Source organism: Pseudoalteromonas obscura (genome assembly GCF_030135505.1).
GTDB lineage: Bacteria > Pseudomonadota > Gammaproteobacteria > Enterobacterales > Alteromonadaceae > Pseudoalteromonas > Pseudoalteromonas obscura.
Genome location: NZ_JASJUT010000003.1, coordinates 83,017 through 103,804, shown reverse-complemented (window position 1 = coordinate 103,804; position 20,788 = coordinate 83,017). Strand labels below are relative to the sequence as shown.

Genomic DNA, 20,788 nt, shown 5'->3' with positions numbered 1-20,788 from the left:
GGGAGCCACAATGAACAAGTTTAAATTATCTATCCTAACTGGTGCGTTGCTAAGTTCTACGGCGGTATTCGCTCAAGTAACAGCAATTACCAACGCGACTGTGCATACACTAACCAGTCAAGGCGTGCTTGAAAACGCAACTGTTGTTATCGAGAATGGAAAAATTAAAGCTGTGAACCCTCAGTCGTTTAACGCTGATGTAACAGTGGATGCTCAAGGGAAAATCCTAACGCCTGGTCTTATTGGTTCAATGAATCATCTAGGTTTAGTTGAAGTGGGTGCTGTATCTCGTTCTGTAGATGCATATGACAAATCAGGTCTAGAGTTTGATCCGAGCTCCGCCTTTAACCCTCGTTCAAGCCTTATCCCATATGCGAGGAAAGGTGGAGTAACACAGAATGTAAGCGTACCTTCTTTACCTTGGGGTGAAAGTGGTGTGTTCTCAGGTCTTGCTTTTGTCGCAGACTTATCTGGTGAGTTTGGTAGTGTTACAGATCGCAAAACAGCGCTGATTGTAGACTTAGGCGCAGTGAGTGACGACGGCTCTCGTGCTGCAGCTGTTCAAGCTTTCTCTAAAAAGTTAGCAGAGCAAAAGGCAAAGCTCACCGCTAAAAAAGATAAGAAAAAAGACAAAGATCCGTCAGCTGAAGAAAAGCTGCTGATCCAAGTTCTAAATGGCAAACTGCCAGTAGTGGCTTCTGCATCACGCGCTTCTCAGCTACTAGAACTTATCGAACTGAAAAAACAGTTTGGCTTGAATCTGATCATTGAAGGTGCAGATGATGCTGTCGTTGTAAAGGATGAGTTAGCTAAAGCTGACGTACCTGTGATTGTGAGCTCAGTATCAAACCTACCAACTGGTTTTGACGCGCTACATGCACACCTAGGTAATGCGGGCGAGCTCGAAAAAGCGGGCGTAAAAGTCATTTTGAATGTTGCTGGTGACGGTAGCCACAATGTGTATCAAATGCGCTTTAATGCTGGTATTGCTGTTGCAAATGGCATGACACATCAGGGCGCTCTTGAAGCGATGACAGTAAACGTTGCTGATGCTTTTGGCATCGAAGGCGGTAAAATAGCAAAAGGTGAGCGTGCGGACGTTGTGCTTTGGACTGCGGATCCGTTCGAGTTTAGCACACGTGTTGATAAAATTTGGATTAACGGCGAGCAGGTAACAACTGAATCACGTCATGATAAATTACGTGAGCGCTACACTACAGATTCTTCAATGCCCCGTGGCTATACGAAATAATCTGGCAAAGATGTATTAAGGCGCCTTGTATGGCGCCTTTTTTATACGACGATAAATATAGCTGTGCATACAGGACTCTCTTCATTGAGTGAATACTCGTGGGTTCGTACACGAAAAAACAGAAGAACCAAGGTAAATATAAGGGGATGATTACCGAGTAAAACAGGGGGGGGAGAAAAGAAAAAAGAGAAGAAAGATTCCTCTCTTATAATTATTAATATGTGGTAGCACCAAATAGCGCGCAGCCATTTGGTGGTATGCTTTTAAAGGTCAGTCGAGCCTTTTAATACTCGACTAGCTCAATACATTATTTGTAAACAGTGTAATCAACTTCTAGGTTAATATCGTTTTCACCTGATACAACCCATACTTGAGTACGCTGAACTTCACCTACTGGGCTGTGGCAAGTCACAGTTTGTCTAAACGCAGGACCAGAGTAGTTATATACTGCATTTTCTAACGCGTAATGGTTTGTGTGAAATAGTGGTGTGCTATCGTAACCATTGAATACACGAGACTCGAAACCGTCATTCATTGTTGATGAACAATACGTGTCTTTGTTTTTGTTATCGATGTGTAGTGATGAGCTATAGCTTACTTGATCATACCATCCGCGGCCGCCACAGTGTGAACTCGCGCCTGTACAATCTGGTCTTTTGTACTCACCAACGCCCGCTAGGTTTGTATCCCAAGTGATAACCGGTAGTGCTGAGAATTTATGGTATACCTTGAATTGCTCTCCTTCTAAGTTTTGGCAGTTTAAGGCAAGAACGCGGTTGCGCTTGAGTTGTTCGTCACTGAAACCGTTATTGAAATGAACAGTATCAACCATGGTTGCACCAATGCCGCCTGTGCCGATATTGACAGTACCATATTGCTGACCGGTTAGTTCATCGAAAATATAGCCACTGGTACACTCAGAGCCAGCTTCCTTATAGTAAACCCAAGCTTCAAAACTACGAGCACTTAATGAGTCAGTGACAATACGGTCTACAGCGCCATTTGCGTATGTCGTCGTTCTGTTGTAGCCATCAATATCTTGAACAGAAGTTTGAGCAAATGCTGAAGTCGCTAATAATCCAGTTGTAAGCGCTGCGAGTAATTTTAGTTTCATTGGAACTCCATTGTTTTTTAAATACAGGACTTTATTAGTCCTGAACTGCGGTCTGGCGCAGAAGTTATCTGCCGTATTGCTGAGCAACTAACATATTACTATATGAATATATTCATGCGCCGAATTCTATTTAATCTGCAAGATAGGTTTATTCATTCTAAATGAGTTTGATATATACACTCCCGGTTAACATCGTAACTTGGCATTAGCTGGGCTCTAAAACCTTAAGTTCTGTGTTCAACCGTTGCTGATTGCCAAATAACCTAGCGGCTAATTTTTATTGTGTAAACCCCCTTAAAACGCTGGTGTTTTGATAATTATTTTCATATCTGGAATTTCTATTATTAGAATTTTCTATATTTAATATTTACTTTTGTTTGCATTTTTATATTTCGATAATGAGGTTTTTTGTTGTTATGAAATAGTTTTTAAATTATGTAACTTAATGAAATTTAAGGCTTGATCTTCATGGACTGAAAGGGAGGTGGACAAAGTGTTTAAATACCTTAAAGAAACAAGGTTGAAATAGGTGTATGAAATTTGTTCTTTTGGGTGTGAAGAGGATATGAATTTGGAATTTTAAACAATAGCGAGTCGACAATTGATGCAAAAAAATAAATTGAAAAAATATAAAAATATTTTTAACTTTTGATCTGAATCTATTTTTGCATGGTGCATCGTTCCAAAATAATTTGCATCATCTCGCTGAAATGGTACAAAAGGGGGGTCACAGTATTGAGCAAAAAAGTGTGTTCCTGACTGATCAAATTCTGACAAGCGTTATACAGCGAGATGCTATTCGTCGCTCAGTGTGAAGTGGATCGCAGACGACAAACTATGAATTGCCTTTAATGCTAATGACACGCATTTAAATTCCTAGTAAAGTGAGCTTTGTATTGTGTCCATAACCAAAGAGATGGTGTCTTTTCTGGCGCTGCAATTGAAAAATGGTATTTAAAGGCTACATTGAGCAGGTTGTTGAACAAGGCTGTTGGTAAATAAAATAAAGTTGAGGTTTTAAAGTGTGTTAATAGATGTATTACAAATCAGCTATTTATCGAGTGTCGTTGTGTTTTTTTTGATAACAGTGTCACTCATATCCATACAGCAAGGGCTGCCAAAATTACAACGACTAGAACTTGCATTATGTTGGGTGATGATTCTATCGCCCGCAGTTGAGTTTATGAGTTTACTCGATTTTGAAATTCCTTGGTTTGTGGTTGCATTTATTCATGCATCACCTCTGCTGCTAGGTCCTTTGATAGAGCGTTATCGAAATGAAATGGATAGTATCAGTGTGACATTTTGGCAATCATTTATTCATTTTGTTCCATTTGTTGCTTTCTTTACGTACCGTCTAATTGATACCACAGAAGTAACACCTATAGTTGGTGTACTCTACTTGACTCAGATAATCTACTATCAAATTAGTTTAATTAAACTTAAGGGACTTTGCCAAAGCTCGGTAACACATCATAATATAATGAGATCTATGCTTATCCCGCAAAAACTTTTGATGTCATTTTACTTTGTGTTTTCCTTCTCTGGCGCTATTCAAATGGCTGGTTATTTCTTCAATTTTGAGCAACTATGGTTGCTGTTACACATAACAAATACGTTTGTGTTTTTATATGTTGTGTTGCTATGCCGAGGGTATATAAATTTGCTATTAAGAAAGCTAGAGAGCCTTAATCATTCGTCATATTGAAGTGGTATAGTATTAAATTAGAGCTAAGGTATTTGGGGTAATGCATTGACTCGCAATAAAGTGTATGTGCTGCCAGGCACCATGTGCAATCGAAGGCTTTGGGAAGCGCTAAGCTGCGAGCTGGACCACCAAATCGAATTGGTGCACTGCGAGATCCCAGATGCCGAGAATTTGGATGAACTGTGCGAGAAGCTTTTTAACAGTATCGTCGTTGATCTCGTAAGGTCTAATCAAGCGCCAAATACACCGTTTAATCTTTTGGGCTTCTCAATGGGGGGCTATCTTGCTGCATATATTGCGAGTAAACACCCTCATCAGGTCAAGCGACTTTTTGTCGTTGCAAACAGTCCGACACAATTGCTTGCTGACGAATTGTTATCTCGACAAGCCGTGCTTTCATTTATAGAAGGCAATGGATATGGAGGGATCAGCGTTAAAAAAGCGCATGGACTCATTGATCGAGCTAGTGAGCTTGGAAGTGCAAGTATTGTTGATACAATTCAATTGATGGATAGGGAGCTAGGCGAAATCGCGCTAATTAACCAGTACCGATGCACTAACGAGCGAATAAACTTGTTACCTCAATTACTTACACTAAACATACCCATCTATTTCTATTACAGTAAAGAGGATAAACTAATAAACCACCGTTGGTATCAGAAATTGGATCAAACCCATTTGAATGAGCATGTTTATAAAGCTTGTGGCAGCGGTCACATGCTTCCTCTTGAAAAACCAAAAGAACTGGCAGCGCTTGTCAATTCTTGGTTAACGTATCCGGTAGACGATTACATAATGTCCTGAGTGTGAGGGGCATCTGAATCCTAGAGGTTCAGTATTTGCTGTCCAAAATTACGAGTCAGTTAAGACTGTTAACTTTAAAAATATAATCCACGGGGTCTTTGGGTTTGGAAAAGCACTTTATATCCGAATTCAATACCACAGGCCTACTGTCGAACAACTTTCCAGAGGTAGAACTGAGTGTTTGGTTACTTGCAGGCAACCAAACTTAGGAGGGAGATGAGATGATTTTTAGAATAGTGGCCGCAGTGTTAGGTGGATTTTTTGGCATATTATGTATTTTTCTATTTTCTATTAAGAGTGAGTCAGTGGTAAGTCTGTTAATAGAAGTCAGCTCTTGCCTCATGTTAGCGACAATTTTCATCTATTACGCTGTCACTGGAAAGGAGCTTGTTTCAGAACTCCTTAAGAAATATTGTAAAAGATCACGCTAAATTTATACCTTACTCAGTTCAACGGGCTGCGCTAGCATAATTACAGTAAAGAGCTATTGAAATCTATATCATACTTCGTCATGGTTATAGCTGGTAAACATGATATATTTTAAGGAACTTATGTATAAAACACTCGCTTTTTCAGCCCTTTTTTTGAGCAGTGGCAGTTTTGCTAGCATGCTAGAAGAAATAAACTGTGAAACATATGACCCATCACTACAACCCTATAAAACAAAGTTTACTTGGGGTATCGAAAGAGAAACCCTCGATATGCCATTGGAGGAATTCTTTGCCAAATTAGCAGTGGCATATCCTGACGTAGAGCCGGCACACAGACGATGGCTCTTTAAATTACTCGACAAAAAAACAGGGAAATATAGTAAAACTCAGGTGGTCAGGTCATACCAGGAACAGGCAGGAAAAAACTATAAAATAGAAAAAGTCACGGTCCAACCTCCGTGGGTTGTTAATGTCGACGGTGAAATTTTGATTGGCACTAACAATGGTGAATTTGGCGGAGAGTTGCTAAGAGTTGATAAAGCCAACAACATGACTTTACTTGAACAAATGAACGTGGAGGATGTTTATAAAATGCCTTTTGGTGTTGTGGTGACATCGGGTCTGGCTCACTTATCATCAAACACTGGAAAAATTAGCCTGCTCACGCCCGATTTTAAATTGGAAACGCTATTTGGTTTAATTGGCAGCCCTCAGTCTTCTTGGTTACTAGGCAATGGCGATCTTCTTATAAATAGTTATCCAAAAGGCACTCAAGTTTTAACCAAAAAAGGCTACTTAAAACGCGTAAAATGTGCCACAAGCCAATAAACTTAGTTATTATTTTGCAGAGTCTTAAAAAGACTAAGTTTTAAATTAAAAGGTGTCGATTGGAAATAAGGTCTGTATCTGGCCACCAAGAGCACTCTGAGGGTGTTATAAGGATGAAATATGATTAAATATGTTTATGGCATTTTGTGTATTTTAGGTATTGTTTTACCGTATAGCATGTTGATCCCTTGGGTATCTGAAAACGGGTTAAGTGTAGTGACACTTTGTACTCAAATAAGTGAAGACCAGATTTCATCATTTGCATGGTTAGATGTGCTGATCTCAGCCTGTACCCTAATTGCTTTTATATTGTATGAAGGTAAGCAGCAAAAAATGACTAAGTTATGGTTGCCTGTTATGGGCACTATGGCGGTTGGTGTTTCATTTGGTTTGCCACTATTTCTATTGATGAGGCAGTGCCACTTAGAGCGCGTTGAGTTGGCTGTGGGGCATCGTGAGCAAGTTATAAATTGATTTATGCGCATTGTGCCGTCATTTTTGTGATGTGTCTTCACTAAGGGAACATCGTAAATTACGATGACACTTACTCATCAAGTGTGTATTCATTTTGACTTTTTAAAGCGTCTATAAATATACGTCTATTCAAGCTAAAAAGGATATTTAAAATGCAATTTAAAACGCTTAGCATTGTTACGGCAATAATTGCTGGTTTTCTATTTTTGGCATTGCTGCTTTTCCCAGAGTTAATGTATTCTTTATTTCAAATTCCTCAAACCGAATCAGCCTCTTTCATGGCTCGTCGGGCTGCCATTCTATTTTTAACACTTGGAATCTTGTCTTGGTTGATGCGTAATGCAGATCACGCTGAGTCAAGGAAAATGGTATGTTTGAGTTTTATTATCATGATGTTTGGGTTAGCCGGCCTGGGAGCATTTGAATATGTTCGAGGGTATGCGGGAGTAGGGATTGGGCTAGCGATTGCTACGGAATTGGCACTTGGACTAGCATACCTTAAAGTATACTTCGATACTCGATATAGATTAAATAGACAGCATCAACTAGAGCAATGAATAAATCAGGTTTGAGTCAATGACTATTAAAATTGTGGCATAGTGAGCTAACTGAAAGTCTGACACCCGTTTAGTTAAATCGAATTGACACTAGGTATGAAATTGCTTGCTGTTCACAAAGATACTAGGGTATGCGGTAAAACAGAAATGCCTAAATAGACTTTGAATGGCGAATTCAAAGTCTATTTAGGCATCTAAACTTGCTATTGATTATAGGTTTAATAGCAATTCAACAACTTCCTTTTTCGAGGAAATGCGAGCGGTGGCAAAAAGCCCTCTGGCATTTATCTCAGAAATGTTTGCGATATTGCTAGGTAGTTTGCCTACGACGTTAAATTGTTCGTTGCTGAGGTTGTAAGACCAAAGCTCAAGCTCGTTGCTCACTCCATAAATTGTACTGCCATTGACTAAAAAGTGTTTTCTATCGCCACCGTGCCCATCTAATGCGGGGATGTGCTGAGCTTCCACGGCTCCAGAGCGCCAAAATCTATCCATATGGTCAGTGTAAATCAGATCTCCACTTTCAGTTTTACTTGCCCAATTAACCCGTCTGTCAGTTAAAATACGAACTTCATCGGTTAATAGGTTGAATTCTGTCAACTTACTAACACCTCGGAAACTAGCCAGAGTTAGCGCGGTGTTTTTTACGCTGTCCCAGTGCAACAGCTCGAGTATGATGTGCTCATCTGAATAGCTGGTTTGACGTGCATCTAGTTGTAATTGGACCAATTTATTATTCACATTAACTAGAAGACTGCCGCCATCGGCAGACCACTTTATGCCTGATATATAACTGTCTATGGGAAATTGACTTAGTTGTTTCACACCTTGCTTATTGCTTAGCCAAACCTGATCTTCTCCCGAGCGTGCAGAGACAAAAGCAATGGTTTCACCATTTGGTTGTAAAACTGCACTGTCGTCTGCAACCGTTGAACGATTAATCGTCATCGAACTTTGGTCATCATCAATGTTGTTCTGAGTGACGTCCGCCAGCGGAATAGACAGTATATCGCTGTCGTATTGGCCTTTTATAATTAACGCACGATCGCCGTCAGGGTGAAAGCTTGGCGAGAATGCCGGTTGATCAAGTGGGATACTGACATTGTTTATTATCCCGTTAAAGGACAAGGTAAACATCTGTCTTCCGGTACTAAAAACAAGGTGGTTTTCAATTGGTGAGAAGTTGGCAACAAAAAGCCGCTGGCGACCTGTGTCTGGTGGAAATACGATTTTATTGCTTGAAATGAGTTCGCCATTAGGGGTTAAAAGTTCAATATAATGTTGGTTATCTTTATGAATACTAATAACTGCCAAAAGATCGTCTTTGGTAGAGTAATCATAGTAGACGATATTACCATCATTCACTTTATGTATAACTTGGCTTTTATTCTCGCTGGTTGAATAACTGATCAGTTGCCACTGGGATTCATCTTTTTGCAGTAAAGCAATGTTGTTATTATTTAACCAGTGTGGTCTAGTAATTTCAGAGTTTTTACATTCAAGTAAGAGCTGCATAGGCTGAGGTGCTTTCAGTGCCTTGGCAAAATCAATACTCATGAGCTGAAAGCATTTTTTTTGTGTGATAGGCTCGTCACAGTCGACAGTTCGTATAAAAACCAGCTGTTTACCATCTTTTGAAAAACTATGACGGCCATAACTGTCTATGTTGTCTGTAAGTTTATATTCTTGTTTTGTAACGAGATCCTTTGCCCAAATATTGTTAACACAGGCTTCTTCAGAGTAACGATGAAAAATAATGTACTTTCCATCTGGCGAGTAGATACTGGCAAACTCCCGCCCATCCGATGAGGTTAACGCGCGTAATTCGCCAACAGAAAACATCGGGGTGTCACTAGAAGCCGAAAAGTGTGCTCCAATAAAACCACTTACAAAAATAACGGAGAACAGCAAAAGGAGTTTTGAGCGCCACTGGGTTAGCTTTTCAGTAATAGTTGGTGCTTTTTGAGCCTCTGGCTGAGGAGTATAATTTACTGTTGCGGATGCGCAAGAGTCCGTGTCGTTAGCATTTACCTTTACTTGCCAATTAACTTCGCACTCTAGACTATAACCTTGTTTCGAGTGCGTTTTTATATAAACCTGGCCTTTCCCATCATCACCGAGGGCTTTGCGAAGTTGTGCAATGCTGCGTTGTAAGCTGTTAGGTGAAACAATCGTATCGGGCCAAACTGTTGAAAGCAGTGTTTCTTGGCTAACTACTTCACCTTGATTTTTGGCCAGCAGTGTTAAAACGGCTAATGCTTTTGGTGCGACTACTTGCGGCTGTTTGTTTTGCGTGATTTGGTTTCTGGATAAATCGATAAAGAAATCACCGATCCAATATTGCTTTGCCATAGAGCGTCCGTTCCGTTTATCGGGGTAACTAGTTATTATTCTTTTATGACGTGACTTTAGCACACCTTCAGTGAGTAAAAAAACAAACTTATAACTGGCTGATTATTATATTTTTTATTTCATAAAAATGATATTTTTAGACTGTGATTTGGAAAGCGCAGAGGCCGTATGAGGTTGAACCTGAATGTGAAGTGAAGGCCTAAACACTAATTTAGTTGTTATAGTCAGGTAAGCTTTTCCAAAGAATTGGATCGCTGAAAATGCCTAGACTAAGTCAAATCCCCAGCTGTGATGTCAGCCATTAGGTTTAATGAACTCGTGAGTGGTTCACAGTAAGCCAAACAGTGGTACATATGCAATGTTGAACGAGCAACACAGGTTTTTTACTTATATAACAGCTTGTATTTTTGTTTATTTTTCAGGTTTAATAAATAAAGATTGTCTATCGGTCTGAACTCGTTTAGCAAGCCTTAAAATAACAAAAAAAGGATTAAATATGTACAAAATGGGCGTGTGCCTTATTTTTCTATTTTCGACTCATTTTACAATTGCAAAAGAAAATAACGGTATGGCAGCTTGCCTATCTTTGTATCAAATTGCGGCGTCTGCGATTGACTATAAAGCGAAGGGAAAGAATAAACAGGAAATGTTGGCGCCGTTGCCTGATAAGCAACAAATAGAAAATGATGACCAAACGGTTCCTAGTACCATCATAGCATTGAACATGTACGATATTATTGATGAAATTTATGACTACGATACGTTACCTATAGCTGTTTATGCAGCATATGCATCGGAAAAGTGTCTTCGGCGCGTGGATGGCAAACCAATTAAATCGTATCGCAAGGCGCACCCTCAATTACAGCGGTGCGCGATGTTAACTAGGAGTAAAGCCATGTTAGAGTGCGCCTTTGCCGTGGCAAATCAAGTAAAGCTGCCATCGCAGTAGATGTAATGTATAAGGTCGTTGCTTTATATCGTCTTAAATTTAAGTAGTTGGAAATTTTATGAAACGTATTTTTATTCTATTCGTCATACTTTTATCAGGGTGCGCTAGTGGGCCTAAGTATCTGTATGATGACCATAACTTGTCACCGGAACAGCGTGTATTATTGACAAATCAATGCGATGCTGAATGTGAAAAGAAGATTAAAAGTGCGCTTGAGCTAGACAATAAATATGTTGCAACAGAGTCTAGGTTATTAGAGGTTAACGGTATAAAAGGTGGCTATAACAGAAATATATCGGTAGGAAGGATGTTTAATTCAACAGTTGACGGTAGCCTTGAAGTATATACAGTTCAAGGTTTGCACGAATTACTTGCTCATCATGCACTAAGAACAAGTCATAGTTTTCCTGCGCGATTTAAGGTTAATCTATTAGCTGGTCATACATATCATATTGGCGGTTTTGTCGTTAAGCAAGGCGAAGAAAACACATTATATCGTTGGTTTCCTGTGGTATATGATCTCACAGACAATAAAGTAGTTTATGCGGGCGATTCAGCATTTCAAGTTCGTATGAACTTGCTTTGCCGCAGCGGTCACCCTCAATATGGTCCGTTTTGTAAGTGTATGGTTGGAGAGATAAATAGCAAAATGTCGTTTAAGGAAAAAGAAGACTACATCTTAGGCCTAAAAGCAGGTGAAAACCAAATCAACGAACAGCTTTTAAAACGACTTACAGCAGGTATTGTTCAGTGTTTACCTAAGTAAGCTAATTAGTGTATGAAAGTTGTCAGCTCACGCTTTAATCTACATCTATAAAAGCTATGTATATTAGACTGAACGTAAGAGCAATTGATTATTTCTTGTTACGAATTAAATAGGCTGTATAAAACTCACTGGTGTTTTAACAGCCTTTCATATTTTCGCAATGCCTCAAGTAGGAATTACATTCAGAATCTACCATTCAAATAAAGTCGTTACCAATATTTGGGGACAACCAAATGAAAGGTGTACATCAGTAAATGCTTTATGCGCAGTGAATTGGGTGTGTGTCTGGGCACGCACAGCCTGTTTCGTAAGGCATATGAGAAGGGCAGGTCCCAAGGTGATATGTGTTAGGTCCACATCCAAACGAACGAATAAAGCCACCGGCAATATTTGGCGTTTGCTGTTGCACTAACTCTTTTTGTTGGCTTAGGTTTTTTAGTTTCTTTTTATTAAGTCTCATCTTTCTTCCTTAATGTTTATTTTATTGATTTTTATTGTGTTTTAAACTGATACGAGTACTAACATCGTCAAGTATCATTTAGGGCTTTTTGTCGCCATAAAAATATTGAGTATCCTGTCTCGTTAAGAATCTTTACTAATCACAGAGGGCAAATGCCAGCGTTGAGATAAAGATACGTTGTTTACAGTATGTTAACTATTGTGGCGTTTTTTATCAAGCCTAAATGCTTAGTAAGCTTTTACAGCATTAATAAAAAGGTGAGAGTGCTTTATAATTTTATGGCATCTATAGTTGGGCGTTCTAATAGGTTAGGATAAACCACATATATAAAACAAGGGAGTGAAATAAGTCGTTAAGTTTCAGCAATAAGTATTAAAGATACCGTTATTCTTGCCGATAAATTGTTGTACTTAATATAAGGAGATTAAGATGCAAATTAAGTCAGGGCAGAGTATTGATTCGTTGGCTATGCGTCAACTTGCGTCAAACGCTAAAGTTTCTAAATCTGAAAGGGAAGAACTTGACGAGGTGCTGCGCAGTAAAGAGATTGCCACAATTGAGCAAGCGCCAGATCTGATGTCATTTCCATTTCGCGCAAAGCGTTACCAAGTTATTAATTTGTCATCTCCACACGAACCACCCCAATACCAATATGGCGAATTGACTAACCCTCACGATATTGAAGCATTTCTGACCCATCAGGATAGGCTGAGCAAAGAACAAAGCGATATCCTTAGAACCTATGTGCCTTCAAAAGAGTTGCTGGCTGTAATGGATAAAATGGACGACGAGACACTAACGGCGTTTGTGGATGTGTTATCCGCTTCATTTGGATTAGACAGCCTGTTTGGACATAACAAAGAGAAATCACAGCAGTTGATTTCATTAATGAGTGACATGTCTGAAGAGCAAATTAAGGATACTGTCGATACGTTAGCACATTTGTCAGATAAGGAAATAAACGATAAACCAGACTCCCCAATTCTCGCGTTTGGGTATCGTGGACCCGCTGAAATCCAGTTGCATAGCTTTGCGCAGACTGCGGATCATCGTTCTCACTTACAGCAAAGTATCCATTTCAGTAAATTGACTCACCAAAACGTTGATCTACTTGCGGAAAACCGTTATTCAGAAGGAGATCTGATGTCTATTAACCAACATTTACAGGAAAGTTCGTTTGAGCAAAGCCGAGGTATAATTGATATGGCGATAAACGTCAAAAATAATGACAGGGTTTCGTTTTTGAACATGCTTGATGAAGTAGACAAAGACAGTGAAAACAACATATTTGAATACGTAGGCAAGCAGGTAGATGTCAGTCAGTATACCAGTGCATATGAGAGCTCATACGGAGGTTATGTCTTGTTTTCTGAAAAAATGGCCAGTGAATCACAGCGTACAGAACTATATAGTAATTTAATTGATTCTTATGATAACCAAGGTGTTGGTTTGATGGAAGATGTGGTGGGGCACTTGAAAGATACACCTCCCCAGATCCAATCTAACATTTGGGAGGCGTTAAACGAGACTATCGAAAACAATCCCGCGCTATTTGATAAGTCAGACTCCATTGAAAACTGGATGAAGCTGCGACTTGGTTCTTTTCAGCGAGATTTTGAAAATAAACAGGTTGACCAAATCTATGATATCGCAGAAGAGTTAGACGTTCCAAGAGATGTAGGGCAGCTTGAGTGGGTAAAATTAAGCACTTTATATTGAAGGGGCTAAAAAGGCCGGCAAAAAATTACTGGCCCGGTTTGGCAACTATTTAACCAATTTACATATATGCATTTATAACAAATGGGTATGATTAAATCGGAAGACATACCGGACAAGGCAATCAGGTTAGTTCAATGACTAGCCGAGGTTCAGTATAAAGATTTCATTATTTTTCCCAGTCGTGACAATCAATTGTTTTTCGTCTTCCGATAGCCTCAATGATGAAACGCCAGTGAGCTGGTGGCGATTCAATTCAGTTATATGCTGCCTAAACCTAAGCTTCCCTGTACTTGGTGTGAAATCAAAAATGAGTATGCCTTTATCCGTTTCACCAGCAACAAAAAGGGTATTTTGATTGTCAGAAAACGCCAAACAACAAGCCCCAGATAGCCCCGGATTTTGCTCACTTGTAACGACTTGATGAAGATTAAATCGCGCTGATGTGTCCTTTTTGAATACATTTAAAGCGTTACTTTTAGAGGCTGCGACAAACAAAAATTGATTGTCAGGTGTCACAATAAGTTGCTGTGGGTTGAGCATGGATTTAACCCCGTTTTTGTCATGCTGTATTGTTTGTGTGACGGAGAATTTCCCTTCGGATGTTTTAGACAGCACAGATATTTTGCTTTGTTCAAAGCCATTGATATAGAGCCAATCGGCATTTTTTGGTTGGGATATAGATGTTGGTCTGCCCCAATCGTATTTTGGAAGCAACCTACCTAATGGAGTTAACTTTCCAGAATCACTTACCTTAAACTCGCCGACAGCGTTACTTTGGTAGCTTGCGACATATAAACGCTGACTCTCTTGTACGATATGCGTATCCCATGCTCCAACAAGGTCTAACGTATCTTGGTCTTTCACGTCTTGATACGCAGTAAAAGCTTGCTTTATATCTAGGTGATCACTGACAGTTTCAATGTGATTAAATTGGCCTTTATCACCTAGCTTGAATGTTGATAGTGAACCACTATAAAAAGCCGATACAATGGCAATGTCAGCATCTTTTAAAAAAGAAATACTAGAAGCCCCTTCCAGTGACGCTGATTGATCATTTTGTTTAGAAAAGCTCTGTGAATAAGCGAAAGAGTGATGCTTACTTGGATTAAAAATAGAGAGAGAGTTGCTGTCTCCGCTAACAATCAATAGAGTATTATTATCGGTTAGCCATGCGTCTCTTGGGTTGGCGACTTCAAAATGTTGGTTGCCTGCGTGACGAATAACCTGCTTTAGTTTTATAGTGGTTGAGTTTGCTGGAGGTTGTGTACTAGCATAAAGTTGAAAAGCAAAGGTTGCAAAGCAAAAAGCTGTCAAAAACTGTAAATTCATGTGGTTATGTTTTCAATAAATGGAAATAGGGATGAGTTAAATATGAACATGTACACAGAATTAAATCAACTCATTACCGAGAAGGGTTAATCCTAGCAACTATTTTAGTAATCATTCAAGAATACGAAGGGAAAAGAGGCACTACGTAACACCTGAATTTTTCACCTTGATATAAATAGGTATTCATGTCACGTCAGTTTTAAAGATAAATATAATGTGAGAGGTGCGATAAATGGAGTTTAGTTCTATATATGTGTTTGTTCTAGCCTGTTTGGCGATCAATTTAATCCCTGGTCCGGATGTTATTTATATTGTGACAAATACCATGAGAGGACAAGTCACAAGTGGCGTAAAAGCTGCTTCAGGGCTCGGTGTCGGTTACGTTTGTCATACTGTCGCCGCATGTTTGGGGTTGTCTGCTGTTATATTAAGTTCTGCTCTGTTATTTAACATAGTAAAAATACTGGGCGCACTATATCTTGGCTATTTGGGAGTAAAATGTCTGATTTCCGTGTACCAAGGGACATCACAGCTAGATTTAATTCACCAAGGAGAGCACACAAACAATATCTTTCTGCAAGGTGTAATCGTCAGTGTTTTAAATCCTAAAGTGGCGTTATTTTTCCTATCGTTTTTACCTCAGTTTATCGATCCTCATAGTGCAAATACAGCGTGGTATCTATTAATTTATGGGTTGATTTTTAGTTCCTTAGCAACAGTTTGCAATTTAGTGTATGCCGTCGCTGGGAGTTGGGTGTTTAGGAGTGATAGAGCCAAGCAGTACACACAAGTGCTTGAAGGGATTTCGGGTTTATTGCTTATTGGGCTCGCGAGTAAAATAGTACTTGATAACGAACAGTGACGTTTACAAATAGAAACAGAATAACGCAATGTAATATGTAATTATTCCCTATATGTATCGATATAAGGGAAATTATATGCAGCGAATTTTATTTTGTATTCTATCAATCGGTTTAGTAGCTTGCGGTTCATCCAGCGAAAATACCAACATAGATCCAAGCATAAAAGAAACAACTCAAAATAACATCGATATAGAGTATGTAGAAACATTAAAGTTATCATCTTACCGCTCTCCCTGTACAAGTGTTGTACAGCAGCTGTGCCTGAGAGTCGAGGGAAATGAAGAGCACGAGTTTGAACTATTTTATGGGGACATTGAGAATTTTAACTATCAATGGGGCACGCGCTACGAACTAGTCGTCAAGACCAAGGATATTAAAAACCCTCCAACGGATGGTAGCAGTATGCAATATCAATTGAGCGAAATATCTACACAACAGGAAGATCCTATCGACACAGAGTATAAATATTCAAATGTTGATTTGTTGGACAGTACGATTGTATCGAACAACGGATCTTTTAAGTTTCTAGGCCAAGTATTTGAATGCGCAAAGAAGGTTGATTGCGATAAGTTGGTTGAGTTAAATAATACTGCTGGTGCCGTTAATCTGACTTTCAGTTATGTCGGAAATGGTCAAATAGAACTTATAAACTGGAATTAAATAAGCTTAATATCAAGGAAAGGTAATGAATTATAAAAGCATTATTTTAAGTTGTTACCACTGGGTTTTAGTTGCTTTTTCTTTGCTTCTTTATGCACCAAGTCTTGTACCTGGCGCGATGTCCATACTGGCATATTACATATCTTTGTTTGTGCTTTTATTATCTATAATTACCATTAAATATGGCGGTCGTTGGTGTTTTAAATCAACAGCGGTGATTGTTGGCTTAGGCATATTCATTGTAAATGACTATTTAAGGTTGGTTGGCTCCCTGCCTTCATCTACATGGGTTGGCAAATTAGTTATGTACGGTGTGTTTACAGTGATAACCACAATTGGTATTAGAAAGTGCAATCATCTCGTAGGTACGAAGTAAAAGGTGGGCAAAGGTAACGGTAACTGCTAGATAACTTTTGTGTGGTACGTGTAGAGTTTTAGTAGAGAGCAGCCTAAGATTAGGAATACCCACTTTAAATTAACAATGTAGAAGTTTTTTGATTATATTGTTTTTTCACATAGACTTGGCTAAGTGTACAGCGAGTTACAGTGGGCGCGCGTAGAGTATCGGTGTAGGGATTTTAAAGCGCAATCGTGATGGGGGTAGGGGGCGGAAAATTGCTGGAAGTATCATATTCCATTGTGATTTAAATCGACATTTTTCTGCAAAATACCACTAATGGAGGCGTTTTGAATTGAGAATGGGTTTTTCAATTTTCAATATGTGTTCCCAGATTGATGTTTTACCAATAGCAATCAGTGGGTTGCTGCACTTCTACTGGATTGGCAGCATGTGTTAATGCTGCGTCATCGAACTGGCGAAATTATTATTTCCTGCTCTTCTAAGTTTGTTTAAAAAATCACCATTCCTTTTGGGGCTGTTCATCCGACTTGATTTACGGTAATGATATTATTATCACAAAAAATAATTTAACGGCCTTATTTTTGAATTAAATATTCCTTTGTAATTTATGAGTTTTTGGTCATGAATTGCGCGTTAAAGTGATGTGAGTTTAAAATCAATTAACCATTTTTATCGTTTTTTTAATTTATTTCATTATTTTTTATGCAGCAATTAATATTGTGTGTAGATTTGTTTTTTATTTTAATTGCTTTGTTGAGTTTGTTAAAAAAGTTGTTTATTATTGTTTTGAAATTAAATAAGGATGATAATAATGAAAAAAATATTCGCATTTGCTCTGCTATGTGCTCCATTTATATCTAGTGCTAATACAGGTGCATTCTTAATAAAACATATCCAAGTAGAGCATGGGCATGTGTACATGTGGGGAGATGGAATGCATAACCCTAAAAATTGCGATATCTCTGGAGTGGTTAAGCTTGATAAAACAAAAGAGGGCTTTGACCAGATGTACAGTTTAGCTTTGACCGCAATGGCCAGTGGTAAAAAAATAGGGTTTTGGGCAAGTCATTGTGGCGCGACGCCTTGGGGTGGAAAAAACACAAATACAGCATATGCGGCTTATATTAAACCATAACAATTAATAGTAGGGCTAGTAATAGCCCTGCTTCTTTTCTTATTACATTGTAAATTAACTCTTGTTTACAGTACTTTTGCTCGCAACGCTTTGCTTTACATGCACATTTCTTCATAGCTACTCTCCCTCTCCCTCTCCCTTTTCTTTTGCTTTTGCCTAACTCAAGTATTAAATAACTGTATATATAAACAGTGTTGTGTATAATCTTCCCAATATTGCCGAGGAAAGATTATGAACTACACAATTGAAGAACAAATTCCGACACCACAAGAGTATTGTGATTTGCGGGTGACAGCTGGGCTTTCTGCTAAGTCCTTGAAGGCCGCTGAGATTGGATTACCTAACACACTATATGGTGTATCTATTCGTAAAGAGGGGCTATTAATTGGTATGGGGCGAGTTGTTGGCGACGGCGCTTGTAACTTTGAAATTGTGGATGTTGCTGTCGACCCCAAATATCAGGGGCAGGGTCTTGGCCGTGAAGTGATGACGTTTATTGATAGGTATTTAGCATCAGTGGTTTTAGAGGGCTCATATGTGTCGATGATAGCTGATGAACCTGAGTTTTACGAGAAGCTAGGCTATCGACAGGTGGCGCCGAAAAGCCAAGGTATGACCAAAAAGTTTAATAGTATGAAGTAATGAGAGGTCTTGTATAAAGACTGATCTTATAAGTTGTTGCTGCTACTTTCTAGGATTGTGTTTCGAGCCAGAAAGTAGCAGCAAATTTATGTTAAATGGTGATTATAGTAGAGAGTGCAACACCGCAATGAGCACACCAGGGTTGAAAGTTATATCACCATTAGGGGAAGCAAATACTTCTCTTGTTGAGTGCAGATCTCTAAAGTCTCTACCCTCTGAGTCTTTTAATGCGGTGACTCGAATTGGGTAACTAACATAGTCAGCAAAATCATGTGCTACAAACAAGCCACCTTGGCTGCCTGTTACTTCTTGAACTTCGCCATCTCCCCATTCAATCTTATAGGTAACATTGCTTGTGTAAGGAAAACATGAACGCATTGCTACTTTGATTTGGGTATTACCAGATTTAATTGATTCCGGTGCAGTGATAAGAGGTTGGAATGCATCTGACTCTACTAACTCTTTAAAGAAAAGGCTTCTTTCCATTACAAAGAGATCTTCGTCTTCTGCGCCAACATCAACTTCTACCCAGCCTTCAATGATTTTTAGCTTCAGTGGTTTATCATAGTCTTTGCCTAATACGCCCCATGAATACTTTGCAGACACACCAACACCTGCATCGATAGCGATACCACCTATTGTTTCATTGATACCATCATAGTTACCGTCGCCACAGCTATTGCCGTAATAACCCCAAAGCTCGGCGTAAGAGTAAAGTGCCGTTTCTAAAGTTAAGCTCGCAACTTCCAGTTTCTTGTGGTACAGACCCGCACCTTGCTTGTATATTACAGCAATTTCAGGCTGCACTCTTGCTCTAACTGATACACCCGCTTGAACAGAAGGGTTGCTTAGATCAACTTGAAAAGTATTTACTGTTTTAGAAGCTTCAGCACAACGGTTTTCGCCTTCCATTTCGCAAACGAAGTCGAATTCATATTTTCCAGATACGTTATAGTTAAGATCAACCTCAGCTTCTAATTTTACACCGCCGCGTATTCTTGCGCGTAGGTCTAACTCATGAAACCAAACGATCCTTACTGGGCCGACCCAAAAATCAAGGTCTTTTTCAAATGTTTTAATGCTTTCGTTATAAAGAAACTTATTTGTCGTATCTATAACTGTACCTTGTACTCTCAGTTTACCATTATCAGAGTAGAGAGAGCCTTTAGCATTAAACCCAGTTACAGAGTGTTTATAAGGCACTTTTAATGTACAACGGTTTGTTTTATATTTGTAGGAAATTGAGTAATTAATTGAGCCTGCAATACCTGTATCAGCAGTAAACGTTAAATTATCTTTTATATCTGCAGACTTTTTAAGAGATGTTATATCAAGTTTGTCTGACTTAGTACGATTATGCCAACGTTTTTTACAAAGTCCGCGAATGGTCTGATCGCCATTTACTGATTGGGTGCTAGTCGAACTGCCACCACCTACAGCAAGCAGGCTTGAAGAACCTTTCATTGCTTCTAAGGCAAAGTTTTCGTCAATGACAATTAAACCAGTGTTGACCGACAGTAAGTCACTATTAGGCGTCACATCGTAGTCATCCAATATATCAACTTTGACGGCATAAGGTAGATCAGAATTCATCACACCGACTAAGTTTTCAAATACATAGGCTCTAGTTGATGTGTGTAATGAGGTTACAGCTTGAGCTGCTTCTGACCATTCAACTGATTCCAATGATTGAGTGTCGCCCGGAGATGCAGGTGTACGGGCTAATCGACTAATACGAGAAGCATATTCTTGGTAATCTGTTCCAGATACTTCATATACTGAAAATCCTTCGCCTGAATTAACCAAATAGGTGTTGGTGGTTTCTTTTACGCTAATCTGGTTCGAAAATGCATAGCCCGAGAAAAAGCTGAATGCAATTAAAAAAACCTTTATAAACGATAATTTCTGTATTGTTTTTAACACAATTGTCCCTTTATTTGAAATTTGTGCGTCATAATATATATAGTGCTGCTAAAATCAATTAATTAATTTAATTTTTTATATTGCTTATTTTTACAGCAGTGGTTTATTTTAAATATAGAAGTAATTTATGTATGAGAGGTTATTTAAGGTAATTTAATTGTTTATTTTGTGGAAATTAAAGGTGGTTTCGCCCTGAGTTCAGAAAAAGTGATTAGTCCTGTTTTTTTATTGTGTGAGGATAAATTCAGTGCTGTCTTTACAAGAGCAAAAGAAAGCTAATGCTCTGGAACAGTTCCCCCACCGCAAGCATAAGCCTGTAATGAATCTGTTGCATCAGACTACCTTCGAAGAAGTCAAAACCTTTTAAATAATATACAACGTTGCAGAACATTTGGATCGTAAATTCAAACTATGGCATGTTGTCATTGACGAAGTTTGTAGATATGAACTTGTGATATAGT

19 protein-coding genes are annotated in these 20,788 nt (G+C 38.8%); 14 read left to right on the top strand and 5 right to left on the bottom strand.

Annotated elements, in window-relative coordinates; all coding sequences use genetic code 11:
* Positions 1 to 10 precede the first annotated feature (10 nt).
* On the top strand, positions 11 to 1,252 hold the full coding sequence (locus tag QNM18_RS08405; protein WP_211010079.1) for an amidohydrolase family protein: 1,242 nt from the start codon (positions 11 to 13) through the stop codon (positions 1,250 to 1,252).
* 307 nt (positions 1,253 to 1,559) lie between these two features.
* Here QNM18_RS08405 and QNM18_RS08400 read toward each other — a convergent pair whose 3' ends face one another.
* Complete coding sequence (locus tag QNM18_RS08400; protein WP_211010078.1) at positions 1,560 to 2,366, bottom strand: hypothetical protein; 807 nt, start codon at positions 2,364 to 2,366, stop codon at positions 1,560 to 1,562.
* Positions 2,367 to 3,390: 1,024 nt separating this feature from the next.
* On the opposite strand from QNM18_RS08400, the gene QNM18_RS08395 reads away from it, so the two are divergent.
* The 5 genes from QNM18_RS08395 to QNM18_RS08375 all read left to right on the top strand — a co-directional run bounded on the left by QNM18_RS08395 (position 3,391) and on the right by QNM18_RS08375 (position 7,168).
* Positions 3,391 to 4,074, top strand: a complete 684-nt coding sequence (locus QNM18_RS08395; protein WP_284136893.1) for a hypothetical protein — start codon at positions 3,391 to 3,393, stop codon at positions 4,072 to 4,074.
* 45 nt (positions 4,075 to 4,119) lie between these two features.
* Positions 4,120 to 4,878, top strand: a complete 759-nt coding sequence (locus tag QNM18_RS08390) for an alpha/beta hydrolase (protein ID WP_284136892.1) — start codon at positions 4,120 to 4,122, stop codon at positions 4,876 to 4,878.
* Positions 4,879 to 5,429: 551 nt separating this feature from the next.
* Positions 5,430 to 6,137 carry a hypothetical protein gene (locus tag QNM18_RS08385; RefSeq protein WP_284136891.1) on the top strand — a complete coding sequence of 236 codons (708 nt, stop codon included), beginning with the start codon at positions 5,430 to 5,432 and terminating at the stop codon, positions 6,135 to 6,137.
* 120 nt (positions 6,138 to 6,257) lie between these two features.
* Positions 6,258 to 6,611, top strand: a complete 354-nt coding sequence (locus QNM18_RS08380) for a DUF2834 domain-containing protein (protein ID WP_211010074.1) — start codon at positions 6,258 to 6,260, stop codon at positions 6,609 to 6,611.
* A gap of 152 nt (positions 6,612 to 6,763) precedes the next feature.
* A complete protein-coding gene (locus tag QNM18_RS08375; RefSeq protein ID WP_284136890.1) occupies positions 6,764 to 7,168 on the top strand; it encodes a hypothetical protein in 405 nt (134 codons plus the stop codon).
* A gap of 210 nt (positions 7,169 to 7,378) precedes the next feature.
* Here QNM18_RS08375 and QNM18_RS08370 read toward each other — a convergent pair whose 3' ends face one another.
* A complete protein-coding gene (locus QNM18_RS08370; RefSeq protein ID WP_284136889.1) occupies positions 7,379 to 9,520 on the bottom strand; it encodes a winged helix-turn-helix domain-containing protein in 2,142 nt (713 codons plus the stop codon).
* Between the two features lie 496 nt (positions 9,521 to 10,016).
* On the opposite strand from QNM18_RS08370, the gene QNM18_RS08365 reads away from it, so the two are divergent.
* Complete coding sequence (locus QNM18_RS08365) at positions 10,017 to 10,469, top strand: hypothetical protein (protein ID WP_284136888.1); 453 nt, start codon at positions 10,017 to 10,019, stop codon at positions 10,467 to 10,469.
* Positions 10,470 to 10,527: 58 nt separating this feature from the next.
* Complete coding sequence (locus QNM18_RS08360) at positions 10,528 to 11,235, top strand: hypothetical protein (RefSeq protein WP_284136887.1); 708 nt, start codon at positions 10,528 to 10,530, stop codon at positions 11,233 to 11,235.
* A 259-nt stretch (positions 11,236 to 11,494) separates the two neighbouring features.
* Here the strand turns inward: QNM18_RS08360 and QNM18_RS08355 are convergent, their stop codons facing one another.
* Positions 11,495 to 11,695 carry a hypothetical protein gene (locus tag QNM18_RS08355; protein ID WP_023399971.1) on the bottom strand — a complete coding sequence of 67 codons (201 nt, stop codon included), beginning with the start codon at positions 11,693 to 11,695 and terminating at the stop codon, positions 11,495 to 11,497.
* Positions 11,696 to 12,124: 429 nt separating this feature from the next.
* Between QNM18_RS08355 and QNM18_RS08350 the strand changes: the two genes are divergently transcribed.
* A complete protein-coding gene (locus tag QNM18_RS08350; RefSeq protein ID WP_284136886.1) occupies positions 12,125 to 13,414 on the top strand; it encodes a hypothetical protein in 1,290 nt (429 codons plus the stop codon).
* A 138-nt stretch (positions 13,415 to 13,552) separates the two neighbouring features.
* Here the strand turns inward: QNM18_RS08350 and QNM18_RS08345 are convergent, their stop codons facing one another.
* Entirely contained in the window at positions 13,553 to 14,743 is a 1,191-nt protein-coding gene (locus QNM18_RS08345; RefSeq protein WP_284136885.1) for a beta-propeller fold lactonase family protein, read from the bottom strand.
* Between the two features lie 232 nt (positions 14,744 to 14,975).
* Between QNM18_RS08345 and QNM18_RS08340 the strand changes: the two genes are divergently transcribed.
* The 5 genes from QNM18_RS08340 (at position 14,976) to QNM18_RS08320 (ending at position 18,404) form a co-directional block, all read left to right on the top strand.
* Complete coding sequence (locus QNM18_RS08340; protein ID WP_211010068.1) at positions 14,976 to 15,605, top strand: LysE family translocator; 630 nt, start codon at positions 14,976 to 14,978, stop codon at positions 15,603 to 15,605.
* A 76-nt stretch (positions 15,606 to 15,681) separates the two neighbouring features.
* Positions 15,682 to 16,266: a DUF4377 domain-containing protein gene (locus QNM18_RS08335; RefSeq protein WP_284136884.1), complete on the top strand. Its 585-nt coding sequence runs from the start codon at positions 15,682 to 15,684 to the stop codon at positions 16,264 to 16,266.
* A 25-nt stretch (positions 16,267 to 16,291) separates the two neighbouring features.
* Positions 16,292 to 16,642: a hypothetical protein gene (locus tag QNM18_RS08330; RefSeq protein WP_284136883.1), complete on the top strand. Its 351-nt coding sequence runs from the start codon at positions 16,292 to 16,294 to the stop codon at positions 16,640 to 16,642.
* 796 nt (positions 16,643 to 17,438) lie between these two features.
* On the top strand, positions 17,439 to 17,762 hold the full coding sequence (locus tag QNM18_RS08325) for a hypothetical protein (protein WP_284136882.1): 324 nt from the start codon (positions 17,439 to 17,441) through the stop codon (positions 17,760 to 17,762).
* Positions 17,763 to 17,993: 231 nt separating this feature from the next.
* Positions 17,994 to 18,404, top strand: a complete 411-nt coding sequence (locus QNM18_RS08320) for a GNAT family N-acetyltransferase (protein WP_284136881.1) — start codon at positions 17,994 to 17,996, stop codon at positions 18,402 to 18,404.
* A gap of 102 nt (positions 18,405 to 18,506) precedes the next feature.
* Here QNM18_RS08320 and QNM18_RS08315 read toward each other — a convergent pair whose 3' ends face one another.
* Entirely contained in the window at positions 18,507 to 20,327 is a 1,821-nt protein-coding gene (locus QNM18_RS08315) for a hypothetical protein (protein WP_284136880.1), read from the bottom strand.
* Positions 20,328 to 20,788 lie beyond the last annotated feature (461 nt).